25 protein-coding genes are annotated in these 23,584 nt (G+C 61.4%); 14 read left to right on the forward strand and 11 right to left on the reverse strand.

Features of this window, described 5'->3' with window-relative positions; all coding sequences use genetic code 11:
* Nucleotides 1–59 precede the first annotated feature (59 nt).
* Nucleotides 60–761 (forward strand): GMP synthase, encoded by a 702-nt coding sequence (locus tag AACZ17_RS06235; RefSeq protein ID WP_290741164.1) that lies wholly within the window; start codon nucleotides 60–62, stop codon nucleotides 759–761.
* 28 nt (nucleotides 762–789) lie between these two features.
* Here AACZ17_RS06235 and AACZ17_RS06240 read toward each other — a convergent pair whose 3' ends face one another.
* Together AACZ17_RS06240 and AACZ17_RS06245 are read right to left on the reverse strand one after the other, a co-directional pair.
* A complete protein-coding gene (locus AACZ17_RS06240) occupies nucleotides 790–1,527 on the reverse strand; it encodes a hypothetical protein (RefSeq protein WP_290741166.1) in 738 nt (245 codons plus the stop codon).
* Nucleotides 1,528–1,634: 107 nt separating this feature from the next.
* Nucleotides 1,635–2,075: a VOC family protein gene (locus tag AACZ17_RS06245; RefSeq protein ID WP_290741169.1), complete on the reverse strand. Its 441-nt coding sequence runs from the start codon at nucleotides 2,073–2,075 to the stop codon at nucleotides 1,635–1,637.
* A gap of 143 nt (nucleotides 2,076–2,218) precedes the next feature.
* On the opposite strand from AACZ17_RS06245, the gene rdgC reads away from it, so the two are divergent.
* From rdgC to selD, 3 genes are read left to right on the forward strand one after another with little or no spacing between them, the layout of a single operon-like run.
* Nucleotides 2,219–3,124: a recombination-associated protein RdgC gene (rdgC, locus tag AACZ17_RS06250; RefSeq protein ID WP_290741172.1), complete on the forward strand. Its 906-nt coding sequence runs from the start codon at nucleotides 2,219–2,221 to the stop codon at nucleotides 3,122–3,124.
* An 8-nt stretch (nucleotides 3,125–3,132) separates the two neighbouring features.
* Entirely contained in the window at nucleotides 3,133–4,236 is a 1,104-nt protein-coding gene (gene mnmH, locus AACZ17_RS06255; protein ID WP_290741175.1) for a tRNA 2-selenouridine(34) synthase MnmH, read from the forward strand.
* Nucleotides 4,237–4,238: 2 nt separating this feature from the next.
* Nucleotides 4,239–6,428 carry a selenide, water dikinase SelD gene (gene selD, locus AACZ17_RS06260; RefSeq protein ID WP_290741485.1) on the forward strand — a complete coding sequence of 730 codons (2,190 nt, stop codon included), beginning with the start codon at nucleotides 4,239–4,241 and terminating at the stop codon, nucleotides 6,426–6,428.
* Here the strand turns inward: selD and AACZ17_RS06265 are convergent, their stop codons facing one another.
* The 8 genes from AACZ17_RS06265 to AACZ17_RS06300 form a co-directional block, all read right to left on the reverse strand.
* Nucleotides 6,429–8,141 carry a potassium channel protein gene (locus AACZ17_RS06265; RefSeq protein ID WP_290741178.1) on the reverse strand — a complete coding sequence of 571 codons (1,713 nt, stop codon included), beginning with the start codon at nucleotides 8,139–8,141 and terminating at the stop codon, nucleotides 6,429–6,431. It lies immediately after the preceding gene.
* A 6-nt stretch (nucleotides 8,142–8,147) separates the two neighbouring features.
* Nucleotides 8,148–8,534 carry a DUF6394 family protein gene (locus AACZ17_RS06270; protein WP_290741181.1) on the reverse strand — a complete coding sequence of 129 codons (387 nt, stop codon included), beginning with the start codon at nucleotides 8,532–8,534 and terminating at the stop codon, nucleotides 8,148–8,150.
* 80 nt (nucleotides 8,535–8,614) lie between these two features.
* Entirely contained in the window at nucleotides 8,615–9,418 is an 804-nt protein-coding gene (locus tag AACZ17_RS06275; protein WP_290741184.1) for a LytTR family DNA-binding domain-containing protein, read from the reverse strand.
* Nucleotides 9,418–10,497, reverse strand: coding sequence for a histidine kinase (locus AACZ17_RS06280; RefSeq protein ID WP_290741187.1), 1,080 nt, complete (start codon nucleotides 10,495–10,497; stop codon nucleotides 9,418–9,420). Before AACZ17_RS06280 ends, AACZ17_RS06275 begins: the two co-directional genes overlap by 1 nt.
* Nucleotides 10,498–10,586: 89 nt before the next feature.
* Nucleotides 10,587–11,075: a GNAT family N-acetyltransferase gene (locus AACZ17_RS06285; protein ID WP_290741191.1), complete on the reverse strand. Its 489-nt coding sequence runs from the start codon at nucleotides 11,073–11,075 to the stop codon at nucleotides 10,587–10,589.
* Entirely contained in the window at nucleotides 11,075–11,503 is a 429-nt protein-coding gene (locus AACZ17_RS06290) for an ion channel (RefSeq protein WP_290741194.1), read from the reverse strand. The genes AACZ17_RS06285 and AACZ17_RS06290 overlap by 1 nt, the downstream gene beginning before the upstream one ends.
* A gap of 84 nt (nucleotides 11,504–11,587) precedes the next feature.
* Complete coding sequence (locus AACZ17_RS06295; protein ID WP_290741197.1) at nucleotides 11,588–12,679, reverse strand: Rieske 2Fe-2S domain-containing protein; 1,092 nt, start codon at nucleotides 12,677–12,679, stop codon at nucleotides 11,588–11,590.
* Nucleotides 12,680–12,720: 41 nt separating this feature from the next.
* Entirely contained in the window at nucleotides 12,721–13,908 is a 1,188-nt protein-coding gene (locus AACZ17_RS06300) for an acyl-CoA dehydrogenase family protein (RefSeq protein ID WP_290741200.1), read from the reverse strand.
* Nucleotides 13,909–14,085: 177 nt separating this feature from the next.
* On the opposite strand from AACZ17_RS06300, the gene AACZ17_RS06305 reads away from it, so the two are divergent.
* Nucleotides 14,086–14,592, forward strand: coding sequence for a DUF4124 domain-containing protein (locus AACZ17_RS06305; RefSeq protein ID WP_290741203.1), 507 nt, complete (start codon nucleotides 14,086–14,088; stop codon nucleotides 14,590–14,592).
* Nucleotides 14,593–14,664: 72 nt separating this feature from the next.
* Entirely contained in the window at nucleotides 14,665–15,678 is a 1,014-nt protein-coding gene (locus AACZ17_RS06310; protein WP_290741206.1) for an LLM class flavin-dependent oxidoreductase, read from the forward strand.
* Nucleotides 15,679–15,693: 15 nt separating this feature from the next.
* Here AACZ17_RS06310 and AACZ17_RS06315 read toward each other — a convergent pair whose 3' ends face one another.
* Nucleotides 15,694–16,152: a hypothetical protein gene (locus AACZ17_RS06315; protein WP_290741209.1), complete on the reverse strand. Its 459-nt coding sequence runs from the start codon at nucleotides 16,150–16,152 to the stop codon at nucleotides 15,694–15,696.
* Nucleotides 16,153–16,271: 119 nt separating this feature from the next.
* Here AACZ17_RS06315 and AACZ17_RS06320 point away from each other — a divergent pair, with 119 nt between their 5' ends.
* The 8 genes from AACZ17_RS06320 (at nucleotide 16,272) to AACZ17_RS06355 (ending at nucleotide 23,428) form a co-directional block, all read left to right on the forward strand.
* Nucleotides 16,272–16,865: a gamma-glutamylcyclotransferase gene (locus AACZ17_RS06320; RefSeq protein WP_290741211.1), complete on the forward strand. Its 594-nt coding sequence runs from the start codon at nucleotides 16,272–16,274 to the stop codon at nucleotides 16,863–16,865.
* 63 nt (nucleotides 16,866–16,928) lie between these two features.
* A complete protein-coding gene (locus tag AACZ17_RS06325; protein ID WP_290741213.1) occupies nucleotides 16,929–17,105 on the forward strand; it encodes a DUF6435 family protein in 177 nt (58 codons plus the stop codon).
* Nucleotides 17,106–17,133: 28 nt separating this feature from the next.
* Nucleotides 17,134–17,562, forward strand: coding sequence for a RidA family protein (locus AACZ17_RS06330; RefSeq protein ID WP_290741215.1), 429 nt, complete (start codon nucleotides 17,134–17,136; stop codon nucleotides 17,560–17,562).
* A 645-nt stretch (nucleotides 17,563–18,207) separates the two neighbouring features.
* Nucleotides 18,208–18,528 (forward strand): hypothetical protein, encoded by a 321-nt coding sequence (locus tag AACZ17_RS06335; RefSeq protein WP_290741217.1) that lies wholly within the window; start codon nucleotides 18,208–18,210, stop codon nucleotides 18,526–18,528.
* Between the two features lie 84 nt (nucleotides 18,529–18,612).
* Complete coding sequence (locus tag AACZ17_RS06340) at nucleotides 18,613–19,074, forward strand: hypothetical protein (RefSeq protein WP_290741219.1); 462 nt, start codon at nucleotides 18,613–18,615, stop codon at nucleotides 19,072–19,074.
* A 1,053-nt stretch (nucleotides 19,075–20,127) separates the two neighbouring features.
* A complete protein-coding gene (locus tag AACZ17_RS06345) occupies nucleotides 20,128–20,796 on the forward strand; it encodes a hypothetical protein (RefSeq protein ID WP_339637941.1) in 669 nt (222 codons plus the stop codon).
* Nucleotides 20,797–20,873: 77 nt separating this feature from the next.
* Nucleotides 20,874–22,184: a hypothetical protein gene (locus tag AACZ17_RS06350; protein ID WP_290741223.1), complete on the forward strand. Its 1,311-nt coding sequence runs from the start codon at nucleotides 20,874–20,876 to the stop codon at nucleotides 22,182–22,184.
* Nucleotides 22,185–22,516: 332 nt separating this feature from the next.
* Entirely contained in the window at nucleotides 22,517–23,428 is a 912-nt protein-coding gene (locus AACZ17_RS06355) for a site-specific integrase (protein WP_339637942.1), read from the forward strand.
* Nucleotides 23,429–23,584: the final 156 nt, after the last annotated feature.

Raw genomic sequence — 23,584 nt, forward strand, 5'->3', positions numbered from 1 at the left:
GCGGGTGGGCGCTCTCATACCATGCGGATTCCGCCGTCACGCAACACGGGAAGTGCACAGTGAAACTGGGAATCCTGAAGACAGACGCCGTCAGGCCTGAGTGGGTGCCGGATTTTGGCGAGTACCCCGACATGTTCATTGCCCTGCTCAGCCGGCTCGACCCGACCCTCGAGTTTCACGTATACGATGTACAGGAGGGCGTCTATCCGCAGGATATCGATGAGGTGGACGCTTATCTGATTACCGGCAGCAAAAGCAGCGTATACGACAGCGACCCGTGGATAGCGCGCTTGAAGGCGTTTGTGCGGACCTTGCACGCGCGCAAGAAAAAACTGCTGGGTATCTGTTTCGGGCACCAGCTGGTGGCCGAGGCCCTGGGCGGTAAGACCGAGAAGTCACCCAAGGGCTGGGGCGTGGGCATTCACCGTCACAGCTTCCAGCGTCTGCCTGCCTGGCACGATCAGGGGTCGGCGGCCTTTGCGATTCTGGTCAGTCACCAGGATCAGGTGGTGGCACCGGCAGCGGGCGCCGAGGTGCTTGCCGGCAGCGAATTCTGCGAAAACGCCGTGTGCCAGCTGGGTGATCACATCCTGACCTTCCAGGGTCATCCCGAGTTCGTGCCGGGTTATGCGCAGGCGGTCATGCAGTTTCGCCGCGAACGTATCGGTGAGCAGGCCTACACGCAGGGCATGGCGTCGCTGGCAGAGGACTCCGAGGCCGAGCGCGTCGGACGCTGGATGCTGGCGTTTCTGCGCAGCTGATACCGCGGCCGGGCGTCAGCGCCCGGGCTTATGCCCTGCGGGATGACGAAGTTCGTTTTCTGGCCCAGCCGGCAAGTGCGATCAAGAGCAGAGCCGTCACACCGAGCGCGTAGTGGTTGGCCACCGGGACCGCCAGGGCACCCGGAACGGTAAGCAGGGGGGACAGCACGTACAGCCCCAGGCTCACGCCGGCGCAGCCCGCGCCACCGACCAGCACGCTTGTAGCCCACTGACTGTTCGTTTGGCCGGCGTTTCCGGCAAGACAGCCATCGTTGAGACTGTCATTGCCACCCAGGCTGTCGTCGCCTATGCCAGTGCTGCTTCCCGTGAAATTGAAGCCGGTCCAGATATTTGCGCTGGTCGCCACGCCTGATTCATCGTAACCAACGGCATTGACCTGTGAGTCGCTGAAAAAGTTGCCCATGTTGTCGGCAACCCGGTCGCCATTGGTGTTATAGACGGGTTGCGCCGTATTGCTGCCGAACGCCGACGTCGTCACCAGTGTGGAGTCGTCATGGCCGAACAGGGTGGTCCAGCCGGCGATGCTGTCGGTGATGAGGTTGTTTGCCTTCACCGTAGCCGCGTAGGCGGCGTAGGCTGCCGATGATTGAGCGCCGTCAAGCGTATCGCTGCCCGCAAACACGATGTAGAACTGGTCGCCGGGCGACAGGTCCGCAGGAATAAGCTCGGGGGGTGCATCCAATGCCTGCGCGGCATGGACAACGAACACCGAGACAAACAGGAGGAGATTACGTAGGCTTCGCATGGCATTACTTCCCTGTAAAAAGAGGAAGAGGGTAACAGCTTTGAAAAGCTCAATACAGGGTTGAACAGTGGAGGCGCTACCACCCCGCGCGAAGATGTCGCGAAATTTCACCAGCTGCCGGTGTTCGGCATGGACGCCCAGGGCTCGGCGGCGGGCAGGCTCTCCCCGGCTTGCAGCAATTCAATCGAAATGCCGTCCGGTGAGCGAATGAACGCCATGTGGCCGTCGCGGGGCGGCCGATTGATGGTCACGCCGGCGTCCAGCAGGCGCTGGCAGATGGCATAGATGTCGTCAACGCGGTAGGCCAGGTGGCCGAAGTTGCGGCCTCCGCTGTAGTTCTCCGGGTCCCAGTTCCAGGTGATTTCCAGCAGCGGGCTGCTCTCCTCCCGGGCCCGCTGTGCGTCGCCCGGCGCCGCCAGGTAGACCAGCGTGAAGCGCCCGCCCTCACTGTCGTAGCGGTTCACTTCCACCAGGCCCAGTTTATTGCAGTAGAAATCCAGCGATGCGTCCAGATCGCTGGCGCGTACCATGGTGTGCAGGTAGTGCATCGGTTTTGCTCTCCGGTTGATCCAGCCCGCATGGTAGGAGCCTCCCGGCTCAGCCGCAACCCGCCCGCTCTGCCCTGTGGTGCCGCATGAGGTACAATCCGCGTTTTTGACCGCCGCAGCTGCGGTCTTCAGCGGAGTCTCCTATGTGGTTCAAAAATGTGCGGGCATATCGCCTGACAAGCCCCTTTTCCCTGTCTGCCGAGCAGCTCGAAACGCAGCTGGCCCAGCGCGGGTTTCAGCACTGCGCCGCAACGCAGCCTGTGTCCCTGGGCTGGGTGCCCGCGCTGGGTGCGGATACCGAGGCCCTGGTGCACCCGGTGGACGGCCGCTTCCTGCTGCGCCTGCGGCGCGAGGAACGGCTGCTGCCGTCGACGGTTGTGCGGGAGCAGCTGGCGGAGAAAGTGGCGGCGATTGAAGACGACCAGGGGCGCAAGGTGTATCGCAAGGAGCGCATGACCCTGCAGGATGAAATCGTGCTCGATTTCCTGCCGCGCGCCTTTACCCGGTCCTCCTATCTCTACGCCTATATCGACACGCGCGCCAACTGGGTGTTCGTCGATGCCACCAGCGCGGCCCGTGCCGAGGAATTCCTCAACCTGTTGCGCGAGTGTATCGGCACGTTTCCCGTTGTCCTGCCCCAGGTGAACAATGCGCCCACGGCGACCATGACCGCGTGGCTGGCGCACCAGAGCCTGCCGGATGATTTCGCGCTGGGCGAGGAGTGCGAGCTGCGCGAACCCGGCGACGAGGGCGGTGTCGTGCGCTGTCGCGGCGTTGATTTGCTGGGAGAAGAGGTGGAGACTCACCTTAACGCCGGCAAGCAGGTGGCGCGTCTCGCACTGCACTGGGAAGAGCGGCTATCGCTGGTGCTGGCGGAGGATCTCTGCCTGCGGCGCCTGAAGTTTTCGGATGAGTTGATGAAGGAAAACGAAGACCTGCCGGAAGCAGATCGTGCGGCGCGCCTCGACGCGGACTTCGCATTGATGTCGGACCTGGTAACGCGGTTGCAGACCCGCGTGATCGATCTCTTCGGCGGAGAAATGGAGTAACCCTGCGGGTGACCGATCTTCCGGTATGCGCTGACTACCGTCGCCTGTTTCTGGAGGACGCGGTATTCATGGACCTGCGCTCGCCCGGGGAGTACGCCCATGGCGCCTTCCCCGGTGCAACCAGCCTGCCACTGATGACCGATGACGAGCGCGCCCAGGTCGGCACCTGCTACAAACAGCGCGGCCAGGCGGCGGCCATCGAACTCGGCCATCGACTGGTAGCGGGCCGTGAGCGGGAGCGGCGCGTGGCGGCATGGCGCGCGTTCGCGCAGCGGCATCCGCAGGGTTACCTGTACTGCTGGCGCGGTGGCCTGCGTTCACAAACCGTGCAGCAGTGGCTGGCTGACGAAGGCATTGTCTACCCGCGTATTGAGGGCGGCTACAAGGCGTTGCGCCGGTTTCTGCTGGAGGAACTGGCGCGCTCGCTGGAGCGGGCGCAACTGGTGCTGGTCAGCGGGCGCACAGGCACCGGGAAAACCCGGGTCATTCACGCGTTGCCGGAGGCGCTGGACCTCGAGGGCATGGCCCGTCACCGCGGCTCCAGTTTCGGCCATTTGCCGGAACCGCAGCCCAGCCAGATCGATTTCGAGAACGCGCTGAGCATCGCATTCCTGCAGCGGCTTTCCCGCCGGCCCGGGCCGGTGCTGCTCGAGGATGAGGGGCGCCTGATTGGGCGTCTGGCACTGCCCGAAAACCTGCGCCAGAGCATGCAGCGCGCGCCCATGCTGGTGGTGGAGGAGCCGCTCGACGAACGCGTGGCGGTGATTCTCGACGACTATATCGTTGACCTGGGCGCGCGCTACGCCAGGCGTTTCGGAGCTGTCGACGGCCCGGCAATGCACCGCGCCCGCCTGCTGGAGGGGCTCGACGGCATTCGCAAACGGCTGGGTGGCGCCCGCCACCAGGCGCTGCGCGCCACCATGGAACAGGCGTTTGCGCTGCAACACAGTGGCGGGGGCAACGCAGCGCACCGCGCCTGGATTCGCGAGCTGCTGGAAGCCTATTACGATCCGATGTACAGCTACCAACTGGCACAGCGGGCCGGTACCGTTCTGTTCCAGGGTAACCGTCGGGAGGTCATCGCTTACGCCCGGAGCGCACTGTCTTGCTGACCGTGGAGCCGGTGCAGCGTGACCTGGTGCTGGTGGGTGGCGGTCATGCACATGCGCTGGCGCTGCGAATGCTCGCCATGCGTCCGCTCGCCGGCCTGCGCATCACCCTGGTGTCCCCCTCCAGCCACACACCCTATTCGGGCATGTTGCCGGGGCTGATCGCGGGCCACTACACCTTCGACGAGACCCATATCGACCTCGCGCGGCTCTGCCAGTGGGCGGGAGCGCGCTTTATCGAGGCGGCGGTGACGGCTCTGGACCCGGCGGCGCGCCAGCTCGGCATTTCCGGGCGTCCCGTCCTGGGCTACGACGTGTTGAGTCTGGACATCGGCTCCCAGCCCGACCTCGACAGCGTGCCCGGCGCCCGGGAGCATGCGACACCGGTCAAGCCGGTGGCGGACTTCTGGGCTCGCTGGCAGGCACTTGAAACCACGCTGCTGCGGCGAAGCGATGGGCGGGCAACGCACGTTGCCCTGGTGGGCGGTGGCGCCGGGAGCGTGGAGCTGGCCCTGGCCATGGCGCACCGCCTGCGTGACAGGACACCGCAGTTCAGCCTGTTTTGCGCGGCCGCCGACATACTGCCCGGCTACAATCGCCACGCCCGGGCCGCGGCCCGGCGGGCACTGGCGGCGGCGGGCGTCCGCGTGCTGTGCGGCAGCCGGGTGAATCGCGTCACGGCGGCACAGCTGACACTGGAAAACGGCAGCACTGCGGCATTTGACGCGCTGTTCTGGTGTACCGGCGCGGCGGCGGCGCCCTGGGTCGGGGCCAGTGGCCTGCGCACCGTCGAGGGCGGTTTCCTCGCGGTGAGCGACACCCTGCAGTCGGTCGATGACCCCGCCGTTTTTGCCGCGGGAGATATCGCCACGCAGTTGCAACACCCGCGGCCCAAAGCCGGCGTGTATGCGGTCCGGCAGGCACCGGTGCTGGCCGCGAACCTGCGCAACGCGCTGCTGCAGCGTCCCCTGCGCCGCCACCGGCCACAGCGGCATTTTCTCTCCCTGCTGTCGTTGGGAACACAGCGTGCAGTGGCGGAACGCGGGCCGTTCGCGGCCACCGGTGATTGGGTCTGGCGCTGGAAGGACCGGATTGATCGACGGTTTATGGCGCAGTTTGTGTCCCTGCCCGAGCGTATGCCCGGCATCGTGGAGACGCTGCCCGAGGCGCGTGTCGCGGACCGTCAGCCACCCTGCGGCGGGTGCGGCGCGAAAGTGGCCGGCGACCGGCTCGCGGCGGCACTGGCGGAACTGCGCCAGCACTATCCGCAGCAGTGTCCGGACCATGAGGGTGCCGAAGACGCAGCACGGCTCACGGCGCCAGCGGGCGGTATGCAGCTGCAGAGTCTCGATATTCTGCGCAGCCTGGTGTCAGACCCCTGGCTGATGGGGCGCATTGCCGCCAATCACGCGCTGTCGGACCTGTTCGCCAGCGGTGCACAGCCGACCGCAGCGCTCGCCGCCGTGACGCTACCCTTCAGTCAACCGGCCATCCAGCAGCGCGACCTGGTGCAGTTGCTGGCCGGCGCGCTGCAGGAGTTTGCGGCGGTGGGCTGCCGGTTATTGGGGGGGCACAGCCTGCAGGGTCCGGAGCTGGCGCTGGGTTTCGCGGTCAGCGGCGAGCCGATGGAGAGCGGGCGTCTTCTGCGCAAGCGCGGCCTGCGTCCGGGGGACCAGTTGATTCTGACCAAAGCACTGGGCACCGGCACCCTGTTTGCCGCGCACATGCAGCTGCACGCTGATGGCCGCGAGGTGCACAACGCCATCACCGGCATGTTGCAGAGCAACCAGGCGGCGGCACGCCTGGCGCTGGCCCATGGCGTCGGCGCGGCGACCGATGTCACCGGTTTTGGTGTGTGGGGGCATCTGCGGGAAATGCTTCGGCCCGGGCAGGGTGCGGTACTGTCGCTGGCCGCCCTGCCGGCGCTGCCTGGTGCGCTTGCGCAGCTGGAGGCGGGGCGGCGCAGCACCATGCATGAACCAAACGCACAGGGTGCGTTCCCCGGGCAGGTGGCTGGCCCGCGTTACGACCTGTTGTTCGATCCGCAGACCAGCGGCGGCCTGCTGCTGGGTGTGGCGCAGGAGGCTGCGCCGGCCCTGCTCGCAGCGCTGCGGGCAGCAGGCTATGCCGAGGCGGCAATCATCGGCGACATTGTCGACCGCGAAGGGCAGGGCGACGCTATCGTCTGCCGCTGATCAGCCACTGCTGCGTCGCTCCAGCCACTGCCAGAACAGCCCCTGCTGGCGATCCCGCCCGGTGAGCAGGTAGTCCAGGCGCTGATCGTTCTCCAACACCGCCTGCAGGCGCTGGGCCTCGCCGTCGCGGCCCGCCAGTAACAGCCGGTCGCCCATCTCCAGCGGTAGATCGTCGGGGGGGAACAGGATGTCCTCTTTCTGCTTGCGGATCATGACGACTTCCAGGTGCAGCCGTTCACGCCAGTTACTGGGATCTGCCAGCAGGTTGCCCACGGTAATACGCTGGCCCGCGGTAAGTGCGCGCGCCAGGGCCGGTGAGCGACGGTTGCTGATGCGGCCCGAAGAGAACTCCGGTGGGTGGTCATTCTGGTGGCGCAGGAAGCGCGCCAGCGCATCGCGGCCGGTGTCGTTGTTGAGCTGCAGCAACTGCTGAATGAACGGTTCCACCAGTCCCGAGCTGATGCGGCTGAGAATGGTGCCGGCCACCACCATGCTGGGCTGGCCGAGGAAATCCGGCTCCGCGGCACGGAACAGCGCGTGACTGGAGAGTCCGTTTTCCAGCACCACGTGAAACAGGTCGGGGTTCAGTGCGCGCGCCGTGATGAGGATGGACAGGTTGTCGGCGTCGTCACTGGTGGAGGCGACAATGCCGACGGCGTCTTCCACGCCCGCCGCGCGGAGTTCCTCCGCCTGCGTGCCGCGGCCGGTCACCGAGCCGTGGGGGCAGCCGGCCTGCTCCGGATCGGGGTGGATGACGGTCACATCCATGCCGCGCTCACGCAGCAGCTGGTACACCGCGCGACCGACCCGGCCGTAGCCACAGACAATCCACTTGCCACGCGGGATGGGCGTGGATCGGGCCAGCCGTGCGCCGGGGCCGGAGTTGAGCCAGTGGTACAATCGGAACAGGTCGGGTTTATCGATCGCCAGCTCCAGGCGGCGTACATACTCCTCGACGGGATTCACCACACAGTCGGTGTTGAACGAACGCATGTTGTCGGCATCGTTGCGCGTGTCTGCACTGGCATACACCGCAACCTTGTGATTCAGCAATGTGGCACTGATGGCGATCTTCAGATTGACGTGGCCCTCGCCGGTCACGGCGATGACACCCGTGCACCAGCGACTGCGCAGGCCGGCTTCAATCAGGTTGTCCGGCAGGTTGGCATTCATGCAGAAGGCGGTGACCGGCGCGAGAAACTCGACCACCTCCAGCGCTTCGACCTTTTCCTGGTTGTGCTCGACGACAATCACCTGATAGCCGCGATCGGTCAGGGCGCTGGTCAGCATGCGGCCCGTGTCGCCGTAACCGCAGACCAGGTAAAAAGGCTGGTTGAGATTGCGCACCTTCCAGGCAAGTCGTGCGCGACGCAGGGCGCGGGTGTAGGCCGGGTCCTGCAGCAGGGAAACGATGGAGCCGATGGAAAACAGCCAGGCGATCACCGTCAGGTAGATGCTGACCATGGTCCAGAGCCGCTGGCCTTCCGAGAATGGGTAGGGCACCTCACCAAACCCGATCGTGCTGCCGGTGTAGCTCACCACGTAAAAAGCCTGGAAGAAACTCATGCGCCAGGGATTGCCCTGGTCATCCACACCGGGGATTAGCGTAAACCCGACTGTGGCGATGGCATAGGCGGAAATGAGGATGACCAGCGGCATGCGCATGCGCCGCAGGAACAGGAATACCAGGGATTTATGCGCATGCCGGCTCATGGCGGGTTATTTCCGGCTGAGCCCGGCCGTATCCAGTGTCAGCAGCACCAGGGACACCAGGTTGGCGAGCAGTGCGCCGCCGGACAGTGACACGATGGACGCCATCACGCGGGGTGTGAGGCCAACCTCCATGACATGCACCGCGACGGCCCAGACCACGGCGGCGGCCAGCAGGTGCAGGTTCACCACCAGGCTGGAGGCAAGCAGAATGGCGCCCATCTGCGAGCGCTCGCCGAACTTGAGCACCGTGGCAATCAGGCTGACGACCAGCGCGGCAAAGAGTTCGTACACATCGTGGTGTTGCGGGTTGTCGATGTCGCCAATGAAGAACCCGAAGTTGAGGGTTACCGCGAGCAGCACGAAAAACCCGAATACCACTTTACTCATGTTCATAGCTGTTGCTTCCCCTGCCTTGGCCTGCCGCCATTATGCGCGACTGCGCGGCAGTTGCCAGCCCCGTGAGCGAAGCGTTGTCAGCTGCCGAGCAGGGCGCGCACCCGGTCGCGATAGCCGCGGCTGACCTTGATCCGGGCGCCGCTCTCGAGGTGCAGGAGGTACTCGCCGCTGTCGAGGCTCTCTGCGCCAGTGATCTCCAGGGCGTTGACGATGGTACTGCGGTGCACGCGCAGAAACTGCGCCGGGTCGAGCATGGACTCCAGCTCCTTCATGGTAACGCGCATGATGTGCGTCTTGCCTGCGGCGTGGATGCACATGTAATCGCCGGCGGCATCGATCCAGGTGATGTCGGCGGTCCTGATGAAGTGAATGGCATTGCCATCGCGAACCGTCAGCTTTTCCGGCCAGCCCTGGCGCCCGGACTCCGCCATGGCCTCCACCGTCTGCGCATTGGCGCCGGTCATGCCCATCACGAGGTTCATCAGCTTCGCCTTGTCCCTCGCTGACGCCCGCTGCGCGTTGAACTGGCGCGCGCGCTCCACGGCCTCTCCCAGCCGCTCTTCATCGATGGGCTTCAGTATGTAGTCGACGGCATGCACCTTGAAGGCGTCCACGGCATAGGTGTCATAGGCGGTGACAAACACCACCATCGGCAGGGTATCGGCCTGCAGCTCCGACAGCACCTGGAAACCGTCCATACCCGGCATCTGGATGTCGAGAAAGAGCAGGTCCGGCTCGTGTTCGGCGATCGCCTGCAGGGCCTGCCGGCCGTTGCTGCACTCCGCGACGATCTCGATGCCGGGAATCTGTTTCAGGCGCAGCGCCAGCCCGCGACGGGCGAGGTCTTCATCGTCGACAATGATGGTGGACAGGGCCTGCATCAACCGGCCTCCTTGTATTCCAGTGGTATGCGGATGGTGGTGGTGAGACCGTGGGGCTCGGTGGCGCCCAGCCGGAAGGACTGCTGCTCGCCGTACAGGGCGCTCAGCCGGTCGCGGATGTTGCCGAGCCCGACGCCGCCGCCCTTCGCGTTGCGGCCGACGCGCATATCCAGCCCGGGGCCGTCATCGGCCACCGTGAGCACCAGTTCGGTGTCCTCCAGCGTTGCACTGACGCCGATGCTACCGCCGTGCACTGCGGTGGCGATGGCGTACTTGATGGAGTTTTCTACCAGGGGTTGCAGCAGCAGGGAGGGCATCAACGCGTCGCGTGCCGGTGGCGCGAGGTCGAAATGCAGCTGCAGGCGCTCGCCGAACCGGACTTTCTCGATATCCAGGTACAGGCGCAGGGCCTCGAACTCCTCGGCCACAGTCACCTTCTCCATGGGATCGTTTTCCAGCGAATAGCGCAGGAAGCGACTGAGTCGACCGACCATGGTGTTGGCGAGCTGGGTCTCCTGCTCCAGTATCAGCGTGGAGATGGCGTTCAGCGTGTTGAACAGGAAGTGGGGGTTGAGCTGGTAGCGCAGCATTTTCAGCTGCGCCTGCTGGGCTGTGGACATCGCCGTGAGCAGGCGCTCTTTGTCTGCCTGAACCAGCAGGTAGTACTTGATGCCGAAGTACAGCACGCTCCACACCAGCATCACCCAGAATGCAGATACCGTGCCTGAAAAATAGTTGTACCAGGCCATATCGGGCTTGCCCAGCTGCTCATCCGGAAACATCAGCTGAAACAGGGTGGCGCGCAGGCCCATCCAGGCCAGGGCAGCGAGGTAGGAGCCGCCGAGCATGGCGAGCCCGCGCCAGGCCAGGTGTTGCTGCCAGGTGCGTCGGTACAGGTGGCGCAGCAGCAGCGTGAAGCCGATCCCGATCAGGCTGACCAGGGGCAGGTAGAACTCGTAGCCCTCGGGCGGTGTGCTCCACACCATGATGCCCAGGTAATAGGAAACCGCCCAGCCGCTCCAGCCGGCAGCCTGGAGCGCCCAGAACAGGATGGTCTTGTTGTGCAGAAGCTCCGACATGCGCATGCCACCAGTATACGCCGGCCCCACCGGCGGCTTCACCCCGGTTCGTCGCAGCCCGGGTGCAATCCATCGCGCTGTGCGCTGGTTCAGTCCCCGCTCGCGGCGAACCTGCGCAATGCGTCACCGGTCAGGCGATAACCCGTCCACTCACTCTGGGGCCGCGCGCCGAAGGACTCGTAGAAACGGATGGCGGGTTCATTCCAGTCCAGCACATTCCACTCGAAGCGCCCGCAACCCTCATTGACCGCCACCTGCGCCAGATAGCGCAGCAGTGCCTTCCCCGCCCCCTTGCCGCGCTCGGCGGGGTTTACATACAGGTCCTCCAGATACAGCCCGAGGCGCCCGAGCCAGGAGGAGAAGTTGTAGAAATACAGCGCAAACCCCAGGGCCCGGTCACCTTGCTCGCAGATCACGCCGTAGACTTTCGGATGCTCGCAGAACAGCAGGGCTTCCAGCTGCGGTACAGTGGCTTCCACCTCCTCCAGCGCGCGCTCGTACAGGGCCAGATCGCGAATGAATTGCAGGATCAGCGGGCAGTCCTCACGGCGCGCTTCGCGAATGGTAAGCGTGTTCATCAGGTGCCGCTCCAGCTGCGCTGCATTTCGTAGTAGAGGAAAGAGGCGGTCCAGGTGATCAGCACCAGGCCGGTCAGTGATTCGATGCCGATCAGGTAGCGCAGGTCACCCTCGGGAAAAATGTCGCCGAACCCCAGGGTGGTGAATACCGTGAACGAGAAATAGATGCAGTCCAGCAGTGAGCCGTCAAAAAATTCGCCGTGCAGTTCGCCCCACCCCGGCGTGTTGATCATCAGGTAGTAGGCAAGGCCGAACACCCACACCTCAATGGAATGGGCCACCATGGCGCCGGCGACACCGACCACAATCCGTGCGCGGTGCACGATGTTGAGGCGCGGCAGCAGGCGCGTCATCCAGTGCAGGAACTCGTAGTGGATCGCCACGGTGAGCATGACGATGAGCATGTTGATAGCGACCAGAGCGAACAAATGCGGTGCTCCACACGATTTGCGCCAGTTTAACGAAAAAAGCGCCGGAGCGCGCGAGGCACTCCGGCGCCTGAATGGCGCTGGTTACTGCCGCTGGGCAGCCAGCACTTCGTCCACTGTCGGACCGTCGATGGTTACATGCTCGCGCGCCTTCACCTGGTCGGGGCGAATATCGGCCACGTTGGTCATGAACTGGCTGTACCACTTACGCACCATGTGGATGGGGCCGTCGCCATCGCACATCAGGGGGTTGTCGATGATGCACTTGTTGTTCCAGATTGCCACATCCTGGTGGAAAGACTCGATGTTCTTCTCCGTGTACTCATCCAGCATTCTCTGGTTTTCCTCGGGGCTCAGGCTCGGGTCCTTGCGCATCATCACCCCGAAATTGATGATGAAGTTGCCCATGTCCACCGGTATGTGGCTGACCAGCAGGTGCACCGTCATCGGGTGGCCATCCATGCTGCCGGTCATCGTGGTGGTCATGTAGGCGGGGCCCTCGTAGGTGGCTACGCTGGTGATCAGGCCGCCGTCGCCTTCAGTCAAGATCTGGTGGCCGCCGACCATGTACTGTACGAACTTGTGGCCTTCCATGGTGTTGCGGAAGGACTTCACCGTTGAGTAGTGGATGGGACCGAAGTGGGCCATGTCTGCCATGTTGTCGACCAGCTCCCGGCCCAGTGTCTTGATCGGGATGGCGCGCATTTCCCAGTCGGTCCACTCACCGGAGTACCAGTCCGTCATCTCGGCGGGTTCCTGGCCGGGGATGGGGGCGTTGTTTTCCGGGTCCTGCCAGACCAGCACCAGACCGTTGCGTTCCAGCACAGGCCAGGATTTGATCACCGCCTTGTCCGGGATTTTCTTTGCGTAGGGAATGTCGTCACACACGCCGTCTGCGCCCCAGCTCCACAGGTGGAAGGGGCAGACCACGGAATTGCCACAGACCTTGCCGCCGCTGAGGTCGCCGCCCATGTGCGGGCAGTAGGCGTCGAGGATGTGCACGGCGCCGTCGTCTTCGCCGCGGTAGGCAACCAGCTTGGTGCCGAACACTTCCAGCATGCGCGGTGTGGTGGTAACGCTGGCCGCGTTGCCGATGACGTACCAGCCGCGGGCATAGCGCTCCGGGCGCGGTTCGGCCTTGATCACATAGGGTTCGATTTTTTGTTGAACAGTCATGGGTCTCTCCGGTGCAGTGCGCTGCTCGTTATGGTGTTGTATTAAAGGAAAAAGTCTGTATTCGGCTGGCCCATCAGGTTGCCGCCGAGGTTGCGGCCAAACTTGAACGGGTTGTTGGCCACGTGCGTGCGCCCGGCATTGATATCCAGCCACGCCCGGTTCAGCGGGTGTCCGCGGTGGATGCCCTGCGCGCCGCAGGCGATGAACATGGCGTTGATTGCATCCGCGCACTTGGCCCCTACCCGCGACGCGTCGAAACGCATCTTGATGCGCTCTTCAATGGGCAGCGAGCTGCCTTCCCGCGCGGCGTCCAGCATCTTGTCGAAGTTGCGGAACATGATGGTCTCGCACTCGTCGACGGTGGCAATGGCATTCGCGAGCGCCATTTGCGCATCGGGGTCCGTGGCGATCTTGTTGCCGTCGTTCAGGCCCACGCGCTCGCGGTTCACCTGCACGTAGCTGTCGGTGACGCCGCGCAGGGCGCCAATGGCCGAGCTGCACACGGCGCGCACGAAGATCTGGCCGAAAGGCAGGCGGAAGATCGGGTGCGTATTCACCGCGTTGCCGGGGCTGTTGCACTCGTAGCCGTGAATGGAGCGGTGGGTGCGGTATTCGGGGACGAAGGCGTCCTTCACCACAATATCGTGGCTGCCGGTGCCTTCCAGACCGCTCACGTCCCAGTTATCCACGATCTGGTAGTCACTGCGTGGCACCAGGAAGGTGCGGTAGTCCGGCGCCTCGCCCGCGTTCTCCGGCGGCACCATGGCGCCCAGGAAGGCCCAGTCACAGTGCTTGGACCCCGACGAAAAGCCCCAGTGGCCGCTCAGCCTGTAGCCGCCGTCGACGCGGGTCACTTTGCCGACCGGCATGTAGGAGGACGAGATCAGTACGCTGGTGTCTTCGCCCCACACGTCCTGCTGTGCGCGCTCGTCGAACAGCGCCAGCTGCCAGTTGTGGATCGCCACCACACCCAGCACCCAGGCGGTGGACATGCAGCCCTCGGCAAGGGTCATCTGTACGCGAAAGAACACCTCCGGTTCCATTTCATAGCCGCCAAAGCGTGCGGGCTGCATGATGCGGAAGAAACCCGCTTCCTGCATTTCGCGTACTGTGGCTTCGGGCAGGTGGCCCAGGCGCGCGGCTTCGGTCTGGCGCTCGCGCAGGGCCGGTACCATTTTGCGTGCGCTGGCGTAGAGGCGGTCGATATCATTCATTTGTTGTGCGGTCATGGTTATTCTCCGGTTCCGGATGATCTTTGATACCGACTATCCTCCTCCCGGCGCAAGCCGCTCATACCTCATCTGCGGTATAACCGGGGCTGAAAAGCGCAGAGCTTGATCCACATCAAGAGAATCCGGCCGGGTAACCACAGCGCCCTGATCTGTCAACTGATCTATAATGAGGACATGCCACAGCTATCGACTATCGCCTGCGCTATCGTCCTGTTCTCTATGGGTGGTTTTGCCCTGGCTGCCGACACCACGGTCTACCGTTCCGAGGGGCCCAATGGCACGGTGCAGTTTTCCGATACGCCGCCGGCGGAGGGCACCGGCACCGAGGTGTTGCGCATACGCGCGCCAGAGGCGGGTGATCCGGCAGCGGCCGAGCAGCAGCTGAAAGCGATGCGTTACAGCACCGACCGCCTGGCAGAGAGTCGCCGCGAACGCGAGCTTGAACGGGAAGTGGCAAGGTTGCGGGCGCAGGTTGAGGCCCGCCCTCCCGCCCGGCAATCGGAGCCAGAGACAACCGTCCGCTACGTGCCGGTGTATGTGCCGCCCGTGGTCATTCCCTGGCACCCGGGTCACCGGCCGCACCCGCCGCAGCGCCCCGGCCTGCGCCCACCGTTACAACAGCCGGGTATTGTTCCCGGGCCCAACAGTCAGTTGATGCGCCCCATCGTCTCCGGGCGCTGAAACCGGTTTGGGTGTTGCGCCCGCGTTGTTACAGTGTCTGCCACTGGTAGTGGTCCCCCGAGGAGCGACGCCATGGAACTGGTGATGATTTTCGATATGCGTACACCGACGTTCGGTGTGGGCAGGGAAGCGGCTTATGCCGCAGCGCTGGATATGGCCGAGTGGGCCGACCGGGTGGGTTTTGACGTGCTGGGTTTTGGTGAGCATCACTGCGCGGACGACGGCTATAACCCCTCGCCACTGGTGTTGGCCGCGGCGATGGCGGGGCGTACCCGGCAGGTGGCGTTGCGCACCGCTGTGCTGCTTGCCCCGCTTTATGACCCGGTGCGCCTGGCGGAAGACCTGGCCGTGGCCCAGCTCGTCAGCGCTGGGCGCATGCAGCTGGGCCTGGGGTTCGGCTACCGGCCGGTGGAGTTCGCCATGTACGGTCGGCGGGTGGAGGATCGCTTCGCGCTAACCTGCAACACCGCGCGGCTGCTGAAAACAGCCTGGACCGGCGAGCCTTTCACCTACGAGGGGCGCCCCTGCCTGGTGTCCCCGGTGCCGGAAAAACCGGTACCTATCCTGCTCGGTGGCATGGCGCCGAAGGTGGCGCGCATTGCCGCCGAAATTGCCGACGGTTTTCTCGTGCCGCTGTTTCCACCCAAGGTGTGGCAACCCTACCGCGACGCCTGCCTGCGCCTGGGCAAGCCGGATCCCGGCCCCTATCCCCGGCAGGGCCCGACCTTCCTCTGGGTGTCGGAAGACCCCGAAGCGGACTGGCAGTGGATTGCGCCGCACATCCTGCACGTGCTGGATTCCTATTCCCGCTGGACCGCGGAGGCCTACGGCACCCCCCAGGGCCCCTATGCGGGCGGCATGACGGCGGAGACAGTGCGCGAGAGCGGCGCTTACCAGGTGTTGCGGCCGGAAGCGGTGGTAGCCCTGGCCCGGGAGCTGGGCGAACACAGCTCGCTGTACCTGACCCCGCTCTTCGGGGGGATCGACCCCGCCCGCGGTTGGGCCATGCTGCAGTTGTTCGAACAGCGAGTGCTGCCTCATCTGCCGCGCACGGGCACCAAGCCACTCTGGGGAATGCAGGCCTAGCCCGCGAAGGCGCGCTCAGGCGAGACGGCGCACGAGCTGCTCGACCAGCTCCTCTGCCGCTACCATGGCGATAATCACCGCCAGGAATGCCACCACGCCGTGCAGTGGGCCGGTAAACAGCAAGGCATCACCGAAGGCGAGGTCGATCGCCCAGAGCATGACGAACTTGGAGGCAAACAACACCAGCCAGGCAGAAAAGAAGCGCAGGAACTGCCAGGATAACCCCTGGCGCCCGGAGAACCAGGCCGCTATACGGTGCTCGATGACGAGGGTGCCCTGCAGCAGCAACTGCAGCAGCAGCGCGGCGGCGAGGGTAATGCTGAAGGAGGAAATCTGCACGTGCTGCCAGTATTCGGCGCACAGGTTCAGTACCACCAGGTCGATCAGAATGGACACCAGGTAGCGGACAAAAATCCGCTGCCGCGTACTGGGAGGCGCGTAGGCTTCGCGGGTAACGTGGTGGTGAAGTTTCATCGCGTTGCTTTATCCTTGGTGGCCGGTGGAGCCGTCGCCATCGTGTGGCATGGGTGGACGGTTCAGCAAATTTTCGGCACGCAGTATACCGCAGCGCACAGGGGAGGTCGCCGCGCACCATGTCGACACTAATGGACGCTGACACCATTGCTCGAAACCGCGCCATGAACTATTTCGCCAGTCACGAGCGCCTGTGGCTGTTTGGCTACGGTTCACTGATCTACAAAGTGGACTTTCCTTTTCTGCAGCGGCGCCCCGCCATCATTCGCGGGTGGGCGCGCCGCTTCTGGCAGGGCTCACACGACCATCGCGGAACGCCCGCGGCACCGGGCCGCGTGGTCACCCTGGTGGAAAGCGCCGGGGCAGTTTGCCAGGGCATGGCCTTTGAGATTACCCCGGCTGTTTTCGAACACCTGGACCATCGGGAAAAGAATGGCTACCTGAGGGTGGTGGTGGATGCGGAGTTCGAGGGTGGTGCGCGTGAAGAGGCCCTGGTGTATATCGCAGGGCCGGACAACCCCGCTTACCTGGGGCCGGCGAGTGAGGTGGAAATCGCTGCGCAGATCGACCGCGCCGTGGGCCCGAGTGGTCCCAATCGCGAGTACCTGTTGCATCTCGCTGACGCGTTGCGGGATTTGGGGGCGGAGGATGCGCACGTGTTTGAGCTGGAGCGGGCCGTGCGCCGGCAGGGAAATCGTGCCCTTTTTCGCTAACGGCATTGAACCAAAAGCGTAGGTGCCCGTATCCATCTACACGCAAAGGCGAGGAGAAAGGTGATGCTGGGTTTATTCAAGAGCCCCGAGGAGAGGCAGCTCAAGAAACTGCAAAAAGCGTATGAGTCCAAGCTGGGCGAGGCCATGCAGGCGCAGCGTAACGGCAACATACGACAATATTCCGTGTTGTCGGAAGAGGCAGACAAGCTCTACCGGCAGATAACCGACATCAAGCGTTGATGCATGTCCCTTGAGCGGAGCGCAGGCCATGACTGACGACAATCCAGTTTACGCCCGGCAGATCGCCACTCGACCCGACCCGCTGGCGCCCTACCGCATTTCCCAAGCCTTCCGCGTGGGGAACCTGGTGATCACCTCCGGACAGGCTGCTATCAACAGCCATGGAGAGCTGGTTGGCGTCGGCGACTTTGCTGCACAGGCGCAGCAGGTGTTTCGCAACCTTGCCGATGTGCTGGAAGCCGGGGGAAGTAGCCTGGCGCAGGTGGTGAAAGTCACGATCTACCTGACGGACATGAGCCATTTTCCCGATGTTGTGGAGCTGCGCAGACAGTACTTCACACCGCCCTACCCCGCAGACACCATTGTCGAGGTGCGCGCCCTGGCACTGCCGGAACTCATGATCGAGATTGAGGCGATAGCGCTTGTCGGAAGCATCCCGGAGGTCGCCGCCGGCTAGAACGGGGGCTTGCCGAAGGGAATCTGTGGTGCTGGGCGGAGCGTTGTGCGCTGTGAGGGCAGCTGTCCGGAAGTAATCTGGCCCGTCGCAGTATCGTTGAGCGGGAGGTCGAAGCGTCGTAGGAGAATGCTCGCTGGACGGGAGGGAGATATGGTGCCCGGAGACAGAATCGAACTGCCGACACGGGGATTTTCAATTTCGCTGGCCAAACTAAATATTCAGCTTAATCAGCCAGTTACGACGTTTGCTCCCTGTTCTTATGTGACGTAATGGTACTGAATATTTGATGGTGCCATTTTGTGTGGTCACAATTGTGGCCACAGTCCGCACCTAACCCCGAGACCTAATGATCAATAATCTGTCCGCACAACTGTGAATTTGAGTCCGCACCTAAGTGCGGTCATTCTACTTGCGCTGCCGCTAAGGGCAGTTGATGTCCCAAAGCCGCTGTTTATTGAAAAGGGTGGGGCATGGCTTCGAATGACGTCCGGTTATCTCGGTTGGATTTCAAGTGCGAATAGCTAACATACTAATTTCATGCTAAAAGTCTTCTTTCTTTCGGCTTCTGTGGTCGAGTTGACCGGAATGAGGTTATTCGGCCCAGTCTTGTTAATTCGCTGTTATTGAGCGCTACGAGTGGGCGTCATGCGTTGGATTAAAAAAAGTATCAAAGCTTACCTAGCTCACAAGTACTATATTCGGGCCCACGGAGAAATGCGTACTGACGCGATCTATTCGATCAACCGTGCAATTAAGTTAGAGCCTGATAAATCAAGAATTCCTGAGTATCTCGAATTGAAAGGGCAAATTCAGAAAGGTATAGGACGAGAGGATGAGAGCAGGGCTACATTTGAGGAAGCTCTGCTGTATATAAAGCAGCATCCGCAGTTTTGTAGCGGTCCCAGCTTTAAAGTTCTGTTACACCGAATCGAAAAAGAACTGGAGGCGTCGTCATTCTGTGCATAGATTTTAAGCCGCGCTCAATAACAAGGCAGGGCTACGGACGCGCAAACTGCACGCGCCGCAGCCTGCGGCGTTAGGTTGCTACCCATGCTCTCCGCCCATACAAGATCTTTGATCCCGTTGTTGATCGCAGTAGCCCTTTCGACTAGCGCTGCGGCGAAATGCAATCCGGAAATTGAAGCGTTGGAGGCGAAAGTGGGTGCAGCAACGACAATTGTTGTTGCTCAACTACAGAACGCCTCCGCTGAATGGAATGACAGCAGTTCTATAACCGTAACGGCCAACTACGTCACGCTTGAGTTGTTGAAAGGACAATCTCATTCGAGTGGGAGTGTCGGTACTAGCCTTACTACGGCAGGAATGGAATTGACTCCAGGGTTGACCTATTTATTCTTCTTGTATGGCGATTCGGAAGTCGGCTTTTGTGGCGGATCTAAGCGATTAGATTGGTATAAAGCAAGTAAGGCGGGTCTCACGCATAAATGGGTTGAAGAGGAACTAGAGATCCTTTCAGAGATTCGGGAGCTGGTCGGTGATAATCCAACGTAACCAGTCGAAGCTGCGCGTTCGCTTCGCGGAACGGACCGGCGACGCCGGCCGCTTTTCGAGGCGTTAGCCAATACCATGCTCCGAAAGTTATTTACAGTTTACATGGCTTTCCTGTCTGCGAATGTCAGTGCATCAACGTACTCTTGCCCTCCGGTAGTCGAGTTGGACGCATCGGGGTTAGCTCGCATGTTAGGGGAGGTGGAAACAATAGATCCTAGCTTGACCAAGAAGGAGTTCGAGCATATCTGTATGGTCAGTACAGACGAGGGGCACACCATTATTCGGATTGACTACCCTGCGGAGCAAAGGTCGTCCACGATAGGCGTTGTCCCTTCGGTCACCTGTCGTGCTACGTCACACGAGTACAAATGGAGCTGTCGCCTGAACGAAGCCCTTCGTCTAGTAGACGGATCGAACTACATTTCTGTAGATGATGGTGTGAATGCCCACATCGCAAGAAAAGCTGTTGAAGCTGTTAATAGTATAATCACAAATAATTTAGATATCTTTGAAGTCGATACTGGGGAAAAACTAAATCTAGAAGAAGCCAAGCACATAAGGCGCATCTTTTATCGAGGGGGTGACTTGTATGTGACCGTTGGGCCAAAACCGTTTTATGGGTTCGACATCTTATTGAAGCGCATACAATGTGGACTTAGTGATTGTGCCTACAGAGCTGTATCATTCGACTTTTGGATCTCCTGACCATGACTAACAAGCGCATGTTTGTCGCCCACGGAGTGGGCCTCGACCCCAGTTCCGCCGCGCTCCACTCCGGCCTCAAATGGGGTCGTTATATGTCTGCTGTTAGGCGGTAGCCCCCCTTCGGGGCGGAAAAATAACCTCATAAACCCTCCGCTGTTGGTGTTAAGTGGCACGTAAACTGGAATTGAGTCTTGCCGCGTCAACCCTTAGCCCCTCGGTGACAAACCACAGGATTCGAACGCGAAGATGGTTAGGAAGGAGTTTGGTCGCTATTCCGCAGCTGATCTACAGGCGCTCACGCAGCAACTTCGATCGGTTGAGTCAGGCTTGGCTGAACTAAGGGGGTTCATGACCTCACTGCCAGGTGGATTTGCTGAGCGCTTAACCCCGCCCTTTTTCTGGGCTACCTTCTACAAGGTTCCCTTCCTGGATCTGGTGGCCTGGCAGCTCAAATTACTTAGTCTGGAATCAAAGTTTTCTGAGCTTGCTCAAGCGTCAGATCCTCACGTCGCGATCCTGAGTCAACTCGAGGAATTTGAGCCAAAAGGCGAACCAGAAGATGCCAAATATATTCTGGGTATTGCGATGGCCCTAAGGGGTAACCTTCGATCCATGTGCTTCTACAGTAAGTCCTTGGAGGAATTGACCAAGGAAGTTGAAAAAGGCAACGACAGAGCTTTTTTTGACGCGATACTTATCGACCGAACCATACTGACCTGTCCCCCTTTTGCTGATCGAATGGCTTTGGCGGAGTACCAGGGCGATGAGGGATTCTTCCAGGAAGCCAGCAAACGGCTTCGGCAAGGCGCTCCCACCAAGAAAATGAAACCCTACGCGCCATTGCGAGTATGTCTTTATGTATTGGAACAAGAGAATTGCCTCGCTTCCCTGACAGAAAAGCGCGCCTATGAGCTATTTTGTCAGGAACTGAAGCTTTATCCCGATGATGTCGAAGGGGATGCCTCCAGGAGTCTCAAGCGCCTTATCCAGCGTTGGCAATCTGATCGTGCGACATAAAACGCGCAGATTCTGTCGTCGTCTATTCGCCCCTGAGGAATAAGTATGACGGCCATGTCTGATCAAGGAGAATCAACATGGCTAAACAAGACTCAGTATCGATAGGTGTATCGAGCCCATCCACTGATGAGGGAGAGTGTGTGGGGTCGGGAGTGTCGGAGACAACCCCGCACCCACACCTCCCCACCGTCGAGGAAGGTGCGCCGCCTAGTAACACAGCACCTGCAAACAGCATTCAACAGAATCCGTCCACGCACATCCTCCGCGCGGGTATAGACAGCCTGTATCTGTCATATCCGGGTAGCTTGTCAGATGCACAGGCAAGGCACCTCGACGAGCTTAAGGAACGTGCAAAATCAGCTGACCTGGCCGTTTCGTCGTGTGCTGTTTTTGTGGTGGACGATCATCGCTTCGAAGTGCGGGATCGTGGAAAGGGGCGGTTCCCCTATGTTTTGGTGGATAACTGGTTTCATATCCAGGTGTGCGGTGAAAAGGCACATAGGCTCCCACTCGCCTATGTGCAACTCAGTAGCGAGCTGATCACTCGCGCAGGTTGGGCTGCGGCAACAGGTGCCCTGTCGAGTGTGGTAAGCCAGCTTGGTGGAGCCTCGATCACCCCAAACGTTAGTCGTGTGGATATCTGCGTTGATTTCACAACAGAGGTAGACATTGGTTCACTGGCTCTGGATGCCTGGGTTACTCGAGCCAATCAGGCAAGCAATTATTATACAACCCGGCGCTTCACGGGATATGCCTTTGGCTTGGGCGGAGATATATCAGCACGACTGTACGACAAGACCGAGGAGATCCAGAAGTCTAAAAAATACTATCTTCACGAACTGTGGCAAGCGTCTGGCTGGCACGGCACGACGACGGTCTGGCGTCTTGAGTTTCAGTTTAAACGAAATGTCCTCAAAGAGCTTGGGGTGGAAACTACAGAGCACCTCGGCGCAAGCCTTGCGGCCCTGTGGCGCTATGGCGCGAACAACTGGCTGCGTTTAACCGTACCCAGTGCGTCTGACGATAGCCGCACCCGCTGGCCGAACCATCCTCTGTGGGATCACCTGGTGCAAGCAAATTGGGGCGTTCCACGTAGCGAAAACCTCTCACGCATTAGTCGCGCGCGGGTACCTGACGATCACTTTCTGTTTAAACATGGGTTGAGTGGGATCACCTCCTACATGGCTCGAGAGGGTATTTCCGATTTCTTTGAGGGGCTCGAGCGATATATCCGGGACGCGGTGAGTTACCACCGGGCTACGGGTTGGGGGTCAGGCGCTGACCTGACGCGCTATGCCCAACTTAAATCGCGCGAGAAAGCCAGACGCTACAACACCCTGTCCAGCCCATCCCCCGCGCCTGACGCAGGCGCTGAGGGTGGGGAGTGAGGGGGCATGCGAACGTACTCGGTCGAAGAAGCGGCGAGCTTGCTCCTGATCGCGGAGGCGACCGTGCGGCGCTTGGCGCACGCGGGTTTGCTGCGGGGCGCGAAGCCCGGGCGCCGCTGGGTGTTCAGAGAGGAGGATCTTGTCGCTTTTCTGGAATCGTCGTATGGTGGGTCCGGGCAAGCGTCCGTAAGTGGCTGTAAGGAGAAACCCTTATGGCAATTTATAGACGAGGACCGGTCTGGTGGGTCGATGTGCGGACCCCCTCGGGGCAGCGAATACGCCGCTCTGCTGGGACTGAAGACCGCGCGTCAGCGCAGGAATACCACGACCACTTGAAAGTAAGCCTGTGGCGGGCTCACCGTCTCGGTGAAAAGCCAAGACGCACCTGGCAGGAGGCTGTGGTGCGTTGGGTACAGGAGAAGGATCACAAAGCGGATCGAGACAAAGACCTGGGTAAACTGCGTTGGCTGGATGGGTATTTCGGGGGCTTGTACCTCGACGAAATCAGCCGGGACCGGGTAGACCAGGTAGGGATGCTCAAGAAAATTGAGGCCACCCCATCCACCGCCAATCGGTACCTGGCGCTGGTTCGCGCTATTTTGCGAGCTGCCCGGGATGACTGGGAGTGGATCGACCGATGTCCGCGCGTGAAGCTCTATCCTGAACCGAAAAAGCGTGTGCGCTATTTGTCCCGTGAGGAGGCCGCATTGTTGTTGAAGGAGTTGCCGCCACATTTGGCAGCTCTGGCTGAATTCAGTTTGGCCACCGGGCTTCGGCAACGCAATGTGAGTTATCTGCGCTGGGATCAAGTGGATGTTGCACGTCGTATGGCCTGGATTCATGCAGATCAATCCAAGTCGCGTAAGGCGATTGCCGTTCCGTTGAACGATTCCGCGCTGAGCGTTTTAGAAGGTCAGCGGGGCAAACACAGTGCCTGGGTGTTTACTTATGCGGATAAGCCAGTGGATCGCACTTCCACAAAAGCGTGGAAAGCGGCGTTGGGGCGAGCGGGGATTGAGAATTTTCGCTGGCATGACCTGCGCCATACTTGGGCGTCCTGGCACGTCCAGAACGGAACGTCTCTCCAAGAGCTACAAGCATTGGGGGGCTGGTCCAGCTTTGAGATGGTATTGCGCTATGCGCATTTGGCGGCTGATCACTTGCAAGCGGCTGCGTGTCGGATCGATGGCACAATTAGGACACAATCGATTCAACACACGCCGCTGCGGTTGGTGAGAAGCTAGAACGATAATGTCAGCCAAGTGAGAATCACTCGGCGGTAACTTGTTGATGTATTTGGGATTACTGACTGGTTGACCGTGACGAAAAACGGTCGAAAGATGGTGCCCGGAGACAGAATCGAACTGCCGACACGGGGATTTTCAATCCCCTGCTCTACC

It is taken from the genome of uncultured Haliea sp., assembly GCF_963973825.1.
In the GTDB taxonomy this organism is placed as follows: Bacteria; Pseudomonadota; Gammaproteobacteria; order Pseudomonadales; family Halieaceae; genus Haliea.